Origin of the sequence: Streptomyces hoynatensis (assembly GCF_003626535.1) — a bacterium.
Classification (GTDB): domain Bacteria; phylum Actinomycetota; class Actinomycetes; order Streptomycetales; family Streptomycetaceae; genus Streptomyces; species Streptomyces hoynatensis.
Genome location: NZ_RBAL01000009.1, coordinates 1 through 15,539 on the forward strand (window position 1 = coordinate 1; position 15,539 = coordinate 15,539).

12 protein-coding genes are annotated in these 15,539 nt (G+C 73.4%); 2 read left to right on the forward strand and 10 right to left on the reverse strand.

Annotated features, from left to right (window positions below; all coding sequences use genetic code 11):
• Together D7294_RS16620 and D7294_RS16625 are read right to left on the reverse strand one after the other, a co-directional pair.
• Positions 1-115: roadblock/LC7 domain-containing protein (locus tag D7294_RS16620; protein ID WP_174248376.1), on the reverse strand; the 115-nt coding region annotated here is incomplete at its 3' end.
• A 19-nt stretch (positions 116-134) separates the two neighbouring features.
• A complete protein-coding gene (locus D7294_RS16625) occupies positions 135-3,452 on the reverse strand; it encodes a sensor histidine kinase (protein WP_479681730.1) in 3,318 nt (1,105 codons plus the stop codon).
• Between the two features lie 665 nt (positions 3,453-4,117).
• On the opposite strand from D7294_RS16625, the gene D7294_RS32260 reads away from it, so the two are divergent.
• On the forward strand, positions 4,118-4,294 hold the full coding sequence (locus tag D7294_RS32260; protein ID WP_174248368.1) for a hypothetical protein: 177 nt from the start codon (positions 4,118-4,120) through the stop codon (positions 4,292-4,294).
• 72 nt (positions 4,295-4,366) lie between these two features.
• Here D7294_RS32260 and D7294_RS16630 read toward each other — a convergent pair whose 3' ends face one another.
• The 8 genes from D7294_RS16630 to D7294_RS16665 form a co-directional block, all read right to left on the reverse strand.
• Positions 4,367-4,600: an acyl-CoA carboxylase subunit epsilon gene (locus tag D7294_RS16630; protein WP_120680445.1), complete on the reverse strand. Its 234-nt coding sequence runs from the start codon at positions 4,598-4,600 to the stop codon at positions 4,367-4,369.
• A gap of 16 nt (positions 4,601-4,616) precedes the next feature.
• The gene (locus D7294_RS16635; protein ID WP_120680447.1) at positions 4,617-6,212 is read right to left on the reverse strand and encodes an acyl-CoA carboxylase subunit beta; all 1,596 of its coding nucleotides are present in this window, start codon (positions 6,210-6,212) and stop codon (positions 4,617-4,619) included.
• A 205-nt stretch (positions 6,213-6,417) separates the two neighbouring features.
• On the reverse strand, positions 6,418-8,088 hold the full coding sequence (gene cimA / locus D7294_RS16640) for a citramalate synthase (protein WP_120680449.1): 1,671 nt from the start codon (positions 8,086-8,088) through the stop codon (positions 6,418-6,420).
• A 445-nt stretch (positions 8,089-8,533) separates the two neighbouring features.
• Positions 8,534-9,640, reverse strand: a complete 1,107-nt coding sequence (locus D7294_RS16645) for a branched-chain amino acid aminotransferase (RefSeq protein ID WP_120680884.1) — start codon at positions 9,638-9,640, stop codon at positions 8,534-8,536.
• Between the two features lie 229 nt (positions 9,641-9,869).
• Positions 9,870-10,913, reverse strand: coding sequence for a 3-isopropylmalate dehydrogenase (locus D7294_RS16650; protein ID WP_120680451.1), 1,044 nt, complete (start codon positions 10,911-10,913; stop codon positions 9,870-9,872).
• Between the two features lie 80 nt (positions 10,914-10,993).
• Entirely contained in the window at positions 10,994-11,185 is a 192-nt protein-coding gene (locus D7294_RS16655) for a hypothetical protein (RefSeq protein ID WP_120680453.1), read from the reverse strand.
• Between the two features lie 151 nt (positions 11,186-11,336).
• Entirely contained in the window at positions 11,337-13,052 is a 1,716-nt protein-coding gene (gene pruA, locus D7294_RS16660; protein WP_120680455.1) for an L-glutamate gamma-semialdehyde dehydrogenase, read from the reverse strand.
• 87 nt (positions 13,053-13,139) lie between these two features.
• Positions 13,140-14,066: a proline dehydrogenase family protein gene (locus D7294_RS16665; RefSeq protein WP_120680457.1), complete on the reverse strand. Its 927-nt coding sequence runs from the start codon at positions 14,064-14,066 to the stop codon at positions 13,140-13,142.
• A 280-nt stretch (positions 14,067-14,346) separates the two neighbouring features.
• On the opposite strand from D7294_RS16665, the gene D7294_RS16670 reads away from it, so the two are divergent.
• A complete protein-coding gene (locus D7294_RS16670; protein WP_120680459.1) occupies positions 14,347-15,501 on the forward strand; it encodes a PucR family transcriptional regulator in 1,155 nt (384 codons plus the stop codon).
• The last annotated feature ends 38 nt before the right edge of the window (positions 15,502-15,539 follow it).

Consider the following 15,539-nt stretch of genomic DNA (forward strand, 5'->3'; position numbering starts at 1 on the left):
CCGACAACGCCAGAAGAAGACCATCGGCGGACACCACCACCGTGTGCGACACCCCAGGGGTGTTGTCCACGAAATTAGTGATCAACCAGTTCAGGTTCTGCGCCGCCTGGCTCATCGGGCTCACCCTTACGCTCCTACTGGTAGGTGGGGCCTGAGCCCCGATCCATCCGGCCGGCCGAGGAACCGGCCTGGCGTCCCTGCTGAATTCCGCGGCGGAGGTTGGTCAGCCGGCCGCGGACGTCGTCCGGGCGACGCGAGACCGAAGGACCCGCCTGGGCGGCCTGCTGTTGCTGCTGCGAGGCCGCGCCGGCCACGAGGTTGGCCCGCGGCACCCGCCGGGGCAGGCCGGAGTTGGTCACGCCGCCCGCGGACGGCTGCCGCAGCTGCTCCGCCTGCCGCCACCGCTCGTCGTTCGGCGAGGAGCGCCAGGGCTGGCCGATCTCGCCGCGCGGCTCCCGCCGGGGCGCCGCGGGCCGCGGCTCGCCCTGGCCCGCGGGCGCGGTGCCCTCGGCGGAGGAGTACGACGGCGGGGCCTGGGACACCGGCGAGCGCCTGGTGCCGAACCAGGTGGTCTCCATCTCCTCGAAGATGGGCGTGCGCTCCGGGGCGCGCTGCGGCTCGTAGGCGGGCAGCGGGTCGCGGAGTTCGTCGGGCCGCCAGGAGGGCTGCGGCTGGGGCTCGGGCGCCGCGGGCCGCCGCTGCTGCGGCTGCGGCTCCTGCCGGAGCGGCGGCACCTGGCGGGGCGGGGCGGGGTACTCGCCGGTGTCCTGGCCGGTGCCCCGACCGGGTCCCTGCCCCGTCCCGGGGCGCTGGCCGGGGAAGCCGAACTCCGTGGTGTCGTCGGGCAGTTGAGGTGCCGGCTGGGGGGCGGGCTGCCGGGCGGGCCGCTGCCGGGAGCTGAACGCGTCCGCGAGCGCGGAGCGTCCGCCCGCCGCACCGCCCGCGGTGGGCCGGGGGAACTCGCCGCTCGTCTCGGACTCGTCGTGACCACGCGGCTGCTCGGCCGCCTCGCGGGCGACCGGTATTCGGCCGCTGTCCTCCGCGCTGCTCGCCCAGCTCGGGCGGCCGGCCGGGGCGGCGCCGGGCAGCGGGCGCTCCGGCGCGGGCTGCGGGCCGGGCCCGGCGGGCGGGAAGGCGCCGAAGTCTCCGAAGTCCCCGGCCTCGCGCTGCTCGCCGAAGGAGCCGTACTCGGACTCGGCCGCGGCCGGGGCGGGCTGCCTGGGGGGCAGCGCGGGACGCTGCCGGCCCGAGGACTGGCCGCGGATGGGCTCGGCGGCGGAGCGTTCGAGGCTGCGCTGCCAGCCGGGCAGCTGCGCGGTGTCCGGTCCTGAGTCGACGGCGGCGGCGCGGCGCTGCGGCGGCGCCTCCCGCTCCACGGTGTGCGTCGCGGGGCCGCCCTGGGCCGCGGCGCCAGGCCGCTGCGGCCTGGCGCCCTGCGCCACGTCGGCCGGGAGCATGACCAGGGCCGTGGTGCCGCCCGAGTCCGAGGGCCGCAGCTGAATCCTGATGCCGTGCCGCAGGGACAGGCGGCCGACCACGAACAGGCCCATGCGGCGGGAGACGGAGACGTCGACGGTGGGCGGGTTGGCCAGCCGGTCGTTGATCTCGGCCAGGTCCTCGGGGGACAGGCCGATGCCGGTGTCGTGGATCTCCACCAGGACCCGCCCGTCGGGCAGCGCGTGACCGGTGACCTTGACCTTGGTCTGCGGGGAGGAGAAGGAGGTGGCGTTCTCCAGCAGCTCGGCGAGCAGGTGCACGAGGTCGTTGACGACCCGGCCCGCGACGTCCGTCTTGGGCACCGCGCTCAGCTCGATGCGCTCGTACTGCTCCACCTCGGAGGCGGCGGCGCGCAGCACGTCCACCAGCGGCACCGGCCGGGTCCACCGGCGGCCGGGCTCCTCGCCCGCGAGGACCAGCAGGTTCTCACCGTTGCGGCGCATGCGCGTCGCCAGGTGGTCGAGCTTGAACAGCGAGGACAGCTGGTCGGGGTCGGCCTCGCGCGACTCCAGCTCGGAGATGAGGGACAGCTGGCGCTGGATGAGGCCCTGGCTGCGGCGCGACAGGTTGGTGAACATCGCGTTGACGTTGCCCCGCAGCAGGGCCTGCTCGCCCGCGAGCCTGACCGCCTCCCGGTGCACGTCGTCGAACGCCTGGGCCACCCGGCCGATCTCGTCCCTGGTGTAGACGCCCACCGGCTCCACGGAGGTGTCGACGTCCTCGGGCTCGGCCTCGGACATCCGGCGCACGACCTCGGGCAGCCGCTTGCGGGCGACCTCCTGGGCGGTGTGCTGGAGCCGGCGCAGCGAGCGGACCATCGAGCGGGCCACGATGAACGCGCCGACCAGGGAGATGCCGAGGACGAGGAGCACGATGACGCCGTTGATGATGGCCTCGCGCTCGGCCTCGTCCTGGAGCTGCTGGGCCTGCGCCTGCATCTCGTCGAGGAGCTGGGCCTCGATGTCGTTCATCGCGTCGATCTTGGTGCGCGCGTCGTCGAACCAGTCGGGGTAGCTCGGCGGCTCGCTCTGGATGCTCTCCTCGGCCGCGAAGACCTGCCGCGCGTAGTCGTCGGCGGAGACGACGTTGACCAGGCCGCCCTCCAGGGGGCGCAGCAGGTCCTGGCTCTTCTGGCCGTCGCCGTAGAGCTGGGCGAAGCTGTCCAGCTGCGCCTCTTCGTTCTGCTGGTGGGTGCGGCCGTAGCGCCAGTCGGCGTCGGACAGCTGGGCGTGGTCCCCGTCGTTCTCCTGGCGGGCGAGGCCGGCGGTGATGATCGCGCGCTGGATGGAGGCGTGTTCCTTCGCCGAGGAGAAGGCGGCGAGGGCGCGGGTGCTGCGGATCATGTCGCCGTTGCTCGTGGCCTGCGCCATGTCGAGCGAGAGGTTGAGCAGCGCCTCGATCAGGCCGTCGTAGGCGATGACGGTCTGCGAGATGTAGTTCGGGTCCTCGTAGGCCTGGTTGCGGATCTGGCTGATCTGGTTCAGCGAGCGGCCGATGTCGATGACCGTGGCCTGGACACCGCGCATGTTCTCGTCGGTGCCGTCGATGTGCAGGGTGGCGTCGCTGAACGAGATCATCGCCTCGTTCGTCCGCTCCCGCGGCGCCGCCACCTCTTCCGTCTGCGGGTCCTTGCCGGTGATCAGCGGGCCGGCCGAGCGGTCGCGCTCCTCCTGGAGGGCGGCGGCGAGCAGGGTGGCCTGCTGGGTCATGTCGGTCAGCAGCTGCATGTCGTCCAGCTGGTCGACCTTCTCCATGGAGGTCTGCATGCGCAGGCCGCCCATGATGGTCGCCGCCACCACGGGGAGGGCGATCAGCGAGACCAGCCGGGTGCTGATGTGCCAGTTGCGCAGCGCGAGCCTGGAGCCGGCGCGGCTCGGTCTGCTCGGCGCCGGCGAGGCGTTCCCCTCCGCGGCCTCCTCGGCCGCGTGGTCGCGGGCCGGCTGCTCACCGCTCATGGCCGGCCGTGCCTGGTCGCTGCCCGGGGCAGGCCCGGCGGAGGAGTCGCGGTCTGTGCCACCGCCCGGCTCCGCATCCCCCGCAGCGCTGCCATCCCTCTTGAAACGTCCCTGCACTAGCGTCGCAACCTCTGGACCAGGCGCCCCGTCGCCGGTGCGGCGAGGCGGAGTCGAGCCGGGGGCACGCGAGCCCCGTAACGGTCGTGGACAACCGCCGCGCTGACGACCGGCCCGTGTGCGGCGCTGGTTGCGCCCCCCACTTCGTGGCCGACCCGCGACGGTCCGTGGAATTCCAGCACAGTGACCGATCTCCAACAAGGGCCCGGAACACAGCCGTGACATCTATGACGCTCCGGAGATGTGCCATCACGGCCCGTGGAGGCAAGTCGTGGAGAAATCGGACTTTTGACCACCCCGGCGCCACCAATTCCCCACACTTCTTACGCCTACGGGAGAGTAGAAGGAGGCGAGATGCACTGAAGTGACGCGTTTGACCGAATTACCGAATGCCCGATATGCGGCTTTCGCCGGAGGTAAGTGAGGAAACTCACACCCTGCAATTGACTCAGCCCACACCCCGGACGGGTATAGAGCCATAGCCTCGTGCTTTACAGAACGCACAGGAATGACAAGCACGTCAGTCCCGGAGAGCCAGGCAGAGCCACGTGAAGACCACCATGACCATGCGCTCCATCGCGAACCCGCGCCGCACCACTCTCGCACACCTCAAGGACGCCGCCGGCCTGGCGCCGGGCGAGCGTCCGAAGGGCTCGGCGCAGGAGCTGCCGAGCAGCATCGCGAACCCCCGTCGCACCGTCCTGATCGAGAAGCCCGAGTCCTGAGGGACCCGGCGCCTCGCCACGACAGCCCCCGGCCACGCGCACGGCCGGGGGCTGTTCTCGTGCCGGGAGGGCTCAGCCCTGCCAGCTGTGCGGCGGGCGGTAGCCGCCGCTGCGCTCAAGGCGCCGCCACACCGCGGTGCTGCGGGCGGACTGCCCCGGCTCCTCGGGGCGCCGTGCGGCCCTGGCGACGAGCAGCGCGGTCACGGCCGCGAGCTCCTCGACGCTCGCCTGCCCCTTCTCCACCCGCACCAGCTGCGGGTCCCCGCCCGCGGCGCGGGCCCCTCCGTGGTTCGGCTCGGCGCTCATCCCTGGCTCTCCTCACTCACTGGGGCGGGTTGCCGTGCTTGCGGACCGGCAGGTCGGCGTGCTTGGTGCGCAGCATCGCCAGCGAGCTGATGAGCACCTGCCTGGTCTCCGCGGGCTCGATGACGTCGTCGACCAGGCCGCGCTCCGCCGCGTAGTACGGGTGCATCAGCTCGGTCCTGTACTCCTTGACCAGGCGCGCGCGCATGGCCTCCGGGTCCTCGGCCGCGTTGATCTGGCGGCGGAAGATGACGTTGGCCGCGCCCTCCGCCCCCATCACCGCGATCTCGTTGGTCGGCCAGGCGAAGGTCAGGTCGGCGCCGATCGTCTGCGAGTCCATGACGATGTACGCGCCGCCGTACGCCTTGCGCAGGATGACGGAGATCCGCGGCACCGTGGCGTTGCAGTAGGCGTAGAGCAGCTTGGCGCCGTGCCGGATGATGCCGCCGTGCTCCTGGTCCACGCCGGGCAGGAAGCCGGGCACGTCGAGCAGCGTCACGAGCGGGATGTTGAACGCATCGCACATCTGCACGAACCTGGCGGCCTTCTCCGAGGCGGAGATGTCCAGGACCCCGGCCATCGCCTGCGGCTGGTTGGCGATGATGCCGACCACCTGGCCGTCCAGCCGGGCCAGCGCGCAGATGATGTTCATCGCCCAGCGCTCGTGCACCTCCAGGAACTCGCCCTCGTCGACGATCTCCTCGATCACCGCCCGCATGTCGTAGGGGCGGTTGGCGTCGGCGGGCACCAGGTCGACGAGCGACTCGCAGCGCCGGTCGGCCGGGTCCTCGGTGGCGACCGAGGGCGGGTTCTCGCGGTTGTTGCTCGGCAGCAGCGACAGGAGGTAGCGCACCTCCTCGATGCAGGACTCCTCGTCGTCGTACGCGAAGTGGGCCACCCCGGAGGTGCCCGCGTGCACGTCGGCGCCGCCGAGTTCGTTGTGGCTCACCTCGGCGCCGGTGACCGCCTGCACGACGTCGGGTCCCGTGATGAACATCTGCGCCGTGTCCCTGACCATGAACACGAAGTCCGTCAGGGCCGGGGAGTAGGCGGCGCCGCCCGCGCAGGGGCCGAGCATCACCGAGATCTGCGGGATCATGCCCGAGGCCCTGGTGTTGCGCTGGAAGATCCCCCCGTAGCCGGCGAGCGCGGTGACGCCCTCCTGGATGCGGGCGCCTGCGCCGTCGTTCAGCGAGATCAGGGGCGCGCCCGCGGCGATGGCCATGTCCATGATCTTGTGGATCTTGGCCGCGTGGGCCTCGCCGAGCGCGCCGCCGAAGATCCGGAAGTCGTGCGCGTAGACGAACACCCTCCTGCCGTCGACCGTGCCCCAGCCGGTGACCACGCCGTCGGTGTACGGGCGCTTGGTCTCCAGCCCGAATCCGGTCGCCCGGTGCCGCCTGAGCTCCCCCACCTCGCGGAACGAGCCCTCGTCGAGCAGCAGATCGATCCGCTCCCTGGCGGTCAGCTTCCCCTTCGCATGCTGCGCCTCGGTCGCCTTCTCCGAAGGGCCGCGCAGCGCCTCCTCGCGGATCGCCAGCAGCTCCGCCACGCGCCCCCTGGCGTCGACGGTGGCCGCCGTGCCGGCGCGCTCTGACTCGGATAGATCGGTCATGTACAGACCCTACGGAATCCCCGGCTCGCGCGCCTTCATCAGATCCGTACAGTCTCCGCGCCCGATTCATGGAAACGCTAGACAGAACGAGGGTGCTCACCAGGGGGCCAGTGGAGTGACCTCACAGAATCGCCCGGAGTGGCACTGTGGGCTTCCGACAGTGCCACTCCTCGGGCGGTATCCGGCTGCCGTCTCCCCCTGGCCGCTACGCCGCGGGCCCAGCGGGCTGCCGGGCGGGACTCTCCGCGGGGCTCTCCTTCGGACGCAGGCCGGCCCGCAGGAGGCCGTAGGTGTAGGCGTCGTCCAGGGCCTGCCAGGAGGCCGCGATGACGTTGCTCGCGACGCCGACTGTAGACCATTCGGTGGTGCCGTCGCTGGTGGAGATGAGCACCCGGGTCGTGGACTGGGTGCCGTGCGTCCCCTCCAGGATGCGAACCTTGTAGTCCACCAGCTGGAGCCGGGCCAGCTCGGGGAAGGTCTGCTCCAGGGCCGAACGCAGCGCGCGGTCCAGGGCGTCCACCGGCCCGTTGCCCTCGCCGGTGGCCAGCACCCGCTCCCCCTTGGCCCACAGCCGCACCGTCGCCTCGTTCTCCATGCCGCCGTCGGCCCGCTGGTCGGTGATCGTCCGCCAGGACTCCAGGCGGAAGAAGCGGCGCGGCCCGCCCTCCAGCTCGTCGCGCAGCAGCAGTTCGAAGGAGGCGTCGGCCGCCTCGTAGGTGAAGCCCTTGAGCTCCTGCTCCTTGACCCTGGCCACGATCCTTCCGACCAGCTCCCGGTCGCCCTCCAGGTCGAAGCCCAGCTCGCGGCCCTTCAGCTCGACGGAGGCCCGGCCGGCCATGTCCGAGACCAGCATCCGCATCGAGTTCCCCACCTGCTCCGGGTCGATGTGCTGGTAGAGGTCGGGATCGACCTTGATCGCCGAGGCGTGCAGCCCGCCCTTGTGGGCGAAGGCCGAGACCCCGACGTAGGGCTGGTGGGTGGCAGGCGGCAGGTTGACGACCTCGGCGATGGCGTGCGAGACGCGGGTCATCTCCCGCAGCGCCCCCTCGGGCAGAACCCGCTTGCCGTACTTGAGCTCGAGGGCGGCGACCACGGGGAACAGGTTGGCGTTGCCGACGCGCTCGCCGTAGCCGTTGGCCGTGCACTGCACGTGGGTGGCCCCGCCGTCCACGGCCGCCAGGGTGTTGGCCACGGCGCAGCCGCTGTCGTCCTGGGCGTGGATGCCCAGCCTGGCGCCGGTGTCGGCGAGCACCGTGCGGACCACGGCCTGTACCCGCGCCGGGAGCATGCCGCCGTTGGTGTCGCACAGGACGACGACGTCGGCGCCCGCGCCCGCGGCGGTGCGCACCACGTCGAGGGCGTACTCGGCGTTGGCCGCGTAGCCGTCGAAGAAGTGCTCGCAGTCCACGAAGACCCGCCGGCCGTGCGAGGTCAGGTACGCCACCGTGTCCCGGATCATGGCGAGGTTCTCTTCGAGGGTGGTGCGCAGGGCCAGCTCGACGTGGCGGTCGTGCGACTTGGCGACGAGGGTGATCACCGGCGCCTGCGAGTCCAGCAGCCCGCGCACCTGCGCATCCTCCTCGACGGGCGTGCCCGCGCGCCGGGTGGATCCGAAGGCGACCAGCCGGGCGTGCCGGAAGGCGATCTCCTCCCGGGCCCGGGCGAAGAACTCGGTGTCCCTGGGGTTGGCGCCCGGCCAGCCGCCCTCGATGAACCCGACGCCGAAGTCGTCGAGGTGGCGGGCGATGGCCAGCTTGTCGGCGACGCTCAGATTGATGCCCTCGCGCTGCGCGCCGTCACGCAGCGTGGTGTCGAAGACGTGGAAGGCGTCGCTCGGGCGCCGGGACTCCTGATCCTGCTCGGTGGTGGCGGTCATGGGGGGTGGCTCCTGTCGGGTGTCGCGGCTCGGGCTGCCGGCTGGGATGAGGGCCCGCCGACCGGGTACCGCGCGGGGGGGCTCCCGGAACACCGGGGCGAACCGCGGACTCGGGGGGCCGGGCCGCGGAAGGCCGTGGAAGACCGGGAAAACGAAAAGACCCCTCGCGGGTGCGAGAGGTCTGCGCGCGGGTCTGCGTCAGCGGGCGCCGCCGCCCGGGAGGGCGGGGACGGTCACTGCGGACCGGCGCGCTCATCACCAATAATCATGGCGAACGAGAACACGGGAGCAGTGTGGCACAGGTCGGTGCCCGTGCCACCTGCCGTCTCACCATCCGGAACGCGCCGGGCGGGGCCGGGCCGAACGGTCCGGGGCGGCGGCCCCTGCGGCCCGGACCGTTCCGGGCGGGCCGGCCGGCCCGGGTCGCGTGCCGGCCGGACCGGGCTCAGTCGACCCGGTGCATCCAGCCGTGCCGGTCCTCGACCCGGCCGGTCTGGATGCCGACCAGGGTCTCGCGCAGCCGCATGGTGATCTCGCCGGGCTCCCCGTCGCCGACCGTCCAGGCGGCGTCGGCGGACTTCACCGAGCCGACCGGGGTGATGACGGCGGCGGTGCCGCAGGCGAAGACCTCGGTGATGCTGCCCTCGGCGTTCCCGCGCTGCCAGTCGTCGGTGGAGATGCGGACCTCGCCGGTGCGGTAGCCGAGGTCGGCGGCGATGGCGAGCAGCGAGTCGCGGGTGATGCCGGGCAGCAGGGTGCCGGTGAGCTGCGGGGTGACGATCTCCGCCGCCGGGCCGCTGCCGCGCACGAAGTAGAGGTTCATCCCGCCCATCTCCTCGATCCACCTGCGCTCGACGGCGTCGAGCCAGACGACCTGGTCGCAGCCCTGGGCGAGGGCCTCGGACTGGGCGACGAAGGCGGCGGCGTAGTTGCCGCCGCACTTGGCCTCTCCGGTGCCGCCGGGGGCGGCGCGCACGTACTCCTTGGAGAGCCACACCGAGACCGGCTTGATGCCGCGCGGGAAGTAGGCGCCGGCCGGGGAGGCGATGACCATGAAGAGGAACTCGTTCGCCGGCCGGTTGATGCCGAGGCCCACCTCGGTGGCGAACATGAACGGCCGCAGGTAGAGCGACTGTTCGCCCTCCGCCGGCACCCAGGCGCGGTCCTGGGCGACGAGCAGGTCGATGGCCTCGACGAAGGTCTCCACCGGAAGCTCGGGCATGCCCAGGCGGCGCGCGGAGAGCTGGAAGCGCCGGGCGTTGGCCTCGGGCCGGAACACCGCGATGCCGCCGTCGGGCTGCCGGTAGGCCTTCAGCCCCTCGAAGATCTCCTGGCCGTAGTGCAGGACCATCGTCGCGGGGTCGAGTTGCAGGGGGGCGTAGGGCTGTAGCTGTGCGTCGTGCCAGCCCCTGCCCTCGGTCCACTTGATGGTGATCATGTGGTCCGTGTAGTACCTGCCGAAGCCGGGGTTGGCGAGCGCGGCGGCGCGCTCCTCCTCCGGCGCCGGCTGGGAGGAGGGCTTGAGGTCGAAGGCGATGCGGGGCGTCGTCATGATCAGCTGGTCCTTCACGTAGGTAGGGGCGGACCGCGTGCCCCCTCGCCCGGCCGGTACTAGGACGTCCGAGCAATCGGGGAGCCGACGGCCCCACGGGGATTATCACGCGGGGCACCGCGGTGTGGGCACACGGGGGCGGCCCTGGGACGATGGTTCCACCCGGCGGCCGTCTTGCCCAGCCGCCGGGCGCGGGGACCCGGCGGCGTACGTGTGTGTGACCGCTGGGTCAGCCGGCTACTCGCGCCGCCAGGGCGTCGCCGATGGCGGAGGTGGAGCGGGGCGCGGCGGCGTCGCGCCCGGACAGGTCCGCGGTGACGGCTTCCTCGATCCGGGCGGCCTCGGCCTCGTGGCCGAGGTGGCGCAGCAGCAGGGCGACCGAGAGCACGGTGGCGGTCGGGTCGGCCTTGCCGGTGCCCGCGATGTCCGGCGCGGAGCCGTGGACCGGCTCGAACATCGACGGGTAGGTGCCTGCCGGGTTGATGTTTCCCGAGGCCGCGAGGCCGATGCCGCCGGTGATCGCGGCGGCCAGGTCGGTGATGATGTCGCCGAACAGGTTGTCGGTGACGATGACGTCGAAGCGCTCGGGCTGGGTGACCAGGAAGATCGTCGCCGCGTCCACGTGCAGGTAGTCGGTGGCGACCTGCGGGTACTCCTCGGCGACCCGGTCGACGGTGCGCTTCCACAGGTGCCCGGCGTGCACCAGGACGTTGTTCTTGTGGACCAGCGTCAGCTTCTTCGCCGGGCGGGCCGCGGCGCGCGCGAAGGCGTCCCGCACGACCCGCTCCACGCCGTACGCGGTGTTGAGGCTGACCTCGGTGGCGACCTCGGCCGGGGTGCCGGTGCGCATCGAGCCGCCATTGCCGACGTAGGGGCCCTCGGTGCCCTCGCGGACCACGACGAAGTCGATGCCGGGGCGGCCCGCCAGCGGGGTCGGGGTGTTTGGGAAGAGCCGGCTCGGCCTGAGGTTCACGTAGTGGTCGAAGGCGAAGCGCAGCTTCAGCAGCAGCCCGCGCTCCAGCACGCCCGAGGGCACGGAGGGGTCGCCGATGGCGCCGAGCAGGATCGCGTCGTGCCGGGCCAGCCGTTCGAGGTCCGCGTCGGGGAGCGTCTCACCCGTGGCGTGCCAGCGCGTGGCGCCCAGATCGTAACGGGTGGTCTCCAGCTTCACATCCCCGGGAAGCGCCGCGGTGAGGACCTTCAATCCCTCCGCGACCACCTCAGGGCCGATGCCGTCGCCGGGAATCACCGCGAGATCGATGCTGCGAGCCATGCAGCGGACCTTACGCGCCGCCCCGGGGCCGGACGCCCGGCGTCCACCATCCGGACACCCGGCGTCCACGGCCGCGCGGCTCAGTCCTCGGGTCCCGCGGCGTCGTCCCTGCGGTCGAGCGCCCGCTGGAGCGCGGCCGAGACCTGGCGGACCAGCACCTCCCTGGCGGCGCGGGCCGCCTCGCGGGCCTGCGCGCGGCCCAGCACCGCCTCGGGGGCGCGTTCCGCCTCAGCGGCGGGGGCGGGCCGGGACTCTGGGGGTGCGTACAGCATGACGGATCAGCTCCCGTGGGGTCCTGCGGTGACAGGGGGGCGACGCTGCCCGGCGATCGACCTCCACAAAAATACCCACGATCCGCGGTGATGTCTCTCCAAATAGTTGAGCGTCCTAGTACTTGACGCGATCGGCCCCCTTGCGGCTCGCTCAGCCCATGTGCGGGTACCGGTGGTCGGTCGGCGGCACCTGCGTTTCCTTGATCACCCGCGGGGACACCCAGCGCAGCAGGTTGAACTTCGAGCCGGCCTTGTCGTTGGTGCCCGAGGCCCTGGCCCCGCCGAAGGGCTGCTGGCCCACGACCGAGCCCGTCGGCTTGTCGTTGACGTAGAAGTTCCCCGCCGCGAAGCGCAGCCGCTCGGTCGCCCGCGCGACCGCCTGGCGGTCCCTGGCCAGGACGGCGCCGGTCAGCGCGTAGGAGGCGACCGACTCCATCTGGCCGAGCATCGCGTCGAAGGCGCGCTCCGCCGCGCTCCCCTCCGCCGCGCCCGCGCCGCCCACCCCGTCCCCGTCTCCGCCCTCGTTCCCGGCCTCGTCCTCGGCGCCGTCCTCGTACACGTGGATGGCGATGATGGGCCCGAAGAACTCGGTGACGAAGACGTCGTGCTCCGGGTCCGAGCAGGTCAGGACGGTGGGCCGGACGAAGTAGCCCACGGAGTCGTCGTAGCTGCCGCCCGCCACGATCTCGCAGGCCGGGTCGGCGGCGGCCCGGTCGATGACCGCCTTGCTCTTGGCGAAGGCCCGCTCGTCGATGACCGCGGCCATGAAGTGCGACAGGTCGGTGGGGTCGCCCATCGACAGCGCCTCGGTCTCGGCCACCAGCGAGTCCCGCAGGCCCCCCTCCCACAGGGAGCGCGGCAGGTAGGCGCGCGAGGCGGCGGAGCACTTCTGGCCCTGGTACTCGAAGGCCCCGCGGACGATCGCGGTGCGCACCACGTCCGGGTCGGCGCTCGGATGCGCCACGATGAAGTCCTTGCCGCCGGTCTCACCCACGATCCGCGGGTAGTTGCGGTACCGCTCGATGTGCGCCCCCACCTGCTGCCACAGGTAGCGGAAGGTCGCGGTGGAGCCCGTGAAGTGGATGCCGGCCAGCTCCGGATGGGGCAGGGCGACCTCGGAGACCTCGATCCCGTCGCCGGTGACCAGGTTGATCACCCCGTCCGGCAGGCCCGCCTCCTCCAGCAGCCGCATCAGCAGCACCGCGGAGTGCGTCTGCGTCGGCGAGGGCTTCCACACGACGACGTTGCCCATGAGGGCCGGGGCGGTCGGGAGGTTCCCGGCGATCGCCGTGAAGTTGAAGGGGGTGATCGCGTAGACGAAGCCCTCGAGCGGGCGGAAGTCCATCCGGTTCCACACGCCCTTGGGCTGGATCGGGGGCTGCTCGGCGAGGAGTTCACGGGCGAAGTGCACGTTGAACCGCCAGAAGTCGACCAGCTCGCAGGGGGCGTCGATCTCCGCCTGCTGCACGGTCTTGGACTGGCCCAGCATCGTGGAGGCGGCGATCGTCTCGCGCCAGGGACCCGAGAGCAGCTCCGCGGCCTTCAGAAAGACCGCCGCCCGGTCGTCGAAGGACAGGGCGCGCCAGCCGGGCGCAGCGGCCAGGGCCGCGTCGATGGCCTCGCGCGCGTCCTCGCGGGTGGCGTTCGCATAGGTGCCGAGGCGGGCGCGGTGGCGGTGCGGCTGCACCACGTCGAACCGCTCCCCGCCGCCCATCCGGCGCCGGCCCCCGATGGTCATCGGCAGGTCGACGGGGTTCTCGGCCAGTTCCTTGAGCTTGCGCTCCAGGCGGGCGCGCTCGGGGGAACCCGGGGCGTAGGTGTGCACGGGCTCGTTGACCGGCAGGGGGACCTGGGTGACGGCGTCCATGGCCGTGGGCTCCTTCTCGGGTCGGATCGGTCGGGGGTCTGCGGGCGGCGCTCCCGGGCCGGGGGCCCGGCGCTCCGGCGCCCGGGGTCAGCCGCGGGAGACCAGGGAGCGGGCGAAGAAGGCGAGGTTGGCGGGGCGCTCGGCCAGGCGGCGCATGAAGTACGCGTACCAGTCCGTGCCGTAGGGGACGTACACCCGCACCCGGTGGCCGCGGGCGGCCAGCCGCCGCTGCTCCGCCTCGCGGACGCCGAACAGCATCTGGAACTCGAAGGACCCGGCCGGCCGGCCGCGGCGGGTGGCGATCGCCTCGGCGATCGCCAGCAGGCGCGGGTCGTGGGTGCCGACCATCGGGTAGCCCTCGCCGGCGAAGAGCAGGCCGAGGCAGCGCACGTAGGCGCGGTCCACCTCCCGGCGCGCCTGGTGGGCCACCTCCGCCGGCTCCCGGTAGGCCCCCTTCACCAGCCGCACCCTGGCGCCCGCCGCGGCCAGCGCGCGGCAGTCCTCCTCGGTACGCAGGAGGGCCGACTGCAGGACGGCGCCGGTCTCCGGGAAGCGCCGGCGCAGCTCGGCGTGGACGGCGAGGGTCGAGTCGACCGTCGGGTGGCTCTCCATGTCCAGGGTGACCGCGGTGCCGGCGGCCGCGGCGGCCTCGACGACGGGCAGGACGTGGCGCAGCGCGAGGTCGTGGCCGCCGGGGAGGGCCTGGCCGAAGGCGGAAAGCTTCAGCGACATCTCGGCCCGCTCGCCGAGGCCGAGCCGGCCGAGGGCCTCGGCGAGGGCGAGGTAGGCGTCCCTGGCGCGCAGCGCCTCGGCCGGGTCGTGCACGTCCTCGCCGAGGTGGTCGAGGGTCACCCGCAGGCCGCGGGCGGCCAGCCCGGCGGCCACGGCCGTCGCCTGGTCAAGCCGCTCCCCCGCGACGAAGCGGTCGACGACGGGCCGGGTGAGGGGCGCGGCGGAGACGAAGCGGCGGATGCCGTCGTTGCGGGCCGCCGCGAGCAGCGCGGGTCCGAGCACGGGCACCTCCTCGGTGGGCTGTGCGGCCGGCGAAAGCCCGGCGCGGCCGGTCCGCCCGGCCTCACCCGAGACGTTAAGGATCGCCCGCTTCGCCCGCCATCGACAGCTGTCCTGCCACCGTGTCCCGGATCTCATACGTCTGTATGAACCGGGCGCGGGCGGCGGGGCGCGCCCGGGCGCGGAGAGGCGGCGGCGGGCGGGGAACGCTTCCCCGCGGCTGTACGAGAATCGAGGGCGAAGGGCCTCGGGCAGGCGCCAGGCGGGGAGGTGAGCGGCGGCGATGCGCACGGAGTACCAGGAGCTGATCGACGAGGTCTGCGCGCTGCTCGGCGCCCCGGCCACCCTCGAGGGCCGGGACTTCGGGCTGATCGCCTACGGGGCGCACGACAGCGCGGACGAGGGCGCGCTCGACCCGGTGCGCACGCGGTCCATCCTCAGGCGGCGTTCGACGGCCGCGGTGCGGGAGTGGTTCGAGGGCTTCGGCATCGCGCGGGCAAAGGCCCCGGTGCGGATTCCGCCCGACCCGGCCGCCGGGGTGCTCACCGGGCGGCTGTGCCTGCCGGTGCGGCACGGCGGCGTCGGCTACGGCTACATCTGGCTGCTCGACGACGGCGCGCTCGCCCTGGACGACCCCAGGCTGGCCGCCGCCGCGGCGGCCGCGGAGCGCATCGGGGCGCTGCTCGCCGAGGAGGCCAGGGCGGGCGCGCGGCTCGGCGAGCTGCTGCGCGAGGCCCTCACCTCCTCGCCCGCCTCCTCCCCCGGCCACCTCGCCGCGCTCGCCGAGGCGCTCGGCCCGGCGGCGGAGGGCCGGCTTCGGCTGCTCGCCGCCACCGGCTGGGAGGCGACCCGCGACGTGCCCACCGGGCTGCACGGCGCGCTGGCCGCCTGCACCCTCCCGGCCACCGCCCCGGCGGCGCCGCCCGGAGGGCGGGAGGCGGCCTGGCGCGTCGTGGCGGTGCTCGCCAGGGAGGCGGCGGCGCGCGCGGTGGCCGGGCGGCTGCACGCGGAGGGCGCCCGGGTGGGCATCGGCGGGGCGCGTCCCGGCGTGGACGCGCTGGCCGAGGCCTGGCGCGAGGCGCTTGCGGCGGCCAGGAGCGCGGAGGCGGCGGCCAGGTTCCGCGGCGTGGCCGAGTGGGAGGGGCTCGGGGCGTACCGCATGCTGACGGCGCTGCCCGCGGCCAGGCCCGACCCCGCGGTGCGGCCGCTGCTGCGCGGCGAGCACCGCGAACTCGCCCGCACCGCCGAGGTCTTCCTCGACCGCGCCGGGCACGCCGGCCAGGCGGCGGCCGCCCTCGGCATCCACCGTCAGACGCTCTACTACCGCCTCGGCCGGGTCGAGCGCCTCACCGGCCTCTCCCTCGACGAGGGCGAGGACCGGCTCCTGCTCCACATGTCCCTGAAGGCGGCCCGCCTCGGGCCGCCCCCGCGGGACTGACGCCGCCCGCGGCGGGCCGGGCCTGGCCGCGGCGCCGC

What these genes read in the sequence shown, in the direction of transcription:
- D7294_RS16625 (WP_479681730.1), bottom strand. Translation starts at nt 3,452, where the DNA reads ATGAGCGGTGAGCAGCCGGCCCGCGACCACGCGGCCGAGGAGGCCGCG.
- D7294_RS16630 (WP_120680445.1), bottom strand. Translation starts at nt 4,600, where the DNA reads ATGAGCGCCGAGCCGAACCACGGAGGGGCCCGCGCCGCGGGCGGGGAC.
- D7294_RS16635 (WP_120680447.1), bottom strand. Translation starts at nt 6,212, where the DNA reads ATGACCGATCTATCCGAGTCAGAGCGCGCCGGCACGGCGGCCACCGTC.
- cimA (WP_120680449.1), bottom strand. Translation starts at nt 8,088, where the DNA reads ATGACCGCCACCACCGAGCAGGATCAGGAGTCCCGGCGCCCGAGCGAC.
- D7294_RS16645 (WP_120680884.1), bottom strand. Translation starts at nt 9,640, where the DNA reads ATGACGACGCCCCGCATCGCCTTCGACCTCAAGCCCTCCTCCCAGCCG.
- D7294_RS16650 (WP_120680451.1), bottom strand. Translation starts at nt 10,913, where the DNA reads ATGGCTCGCAGCATCGATCTCGCGGTGATTCCCGGCGACGGCATCGGC.
- D7294_RS16655 (WP_120680453.1), bottom strand. Translation starts at nt 11,185, where the DNA reads ATGCTGTACGCACCCCCAGAGTCCCGGCCCGCCCCCGCCGCTGAGGCG.
- pruA (WP_120680455.1), bottom strand. Translation starts at nt 13,052, where the DNA reads ATGGACGCCGTCACCCAGGTCCCCCTGCCGGTCAACGAGCCCGTGCAC.
- D7294_RS16670 (WP_120680459.1), top strand. Translation starts at nt 14,347, where the DNA reads ATGCGCACGGAGTACCAGGAGCTGATCGACGAGGTCTGCGCGCTGCTC.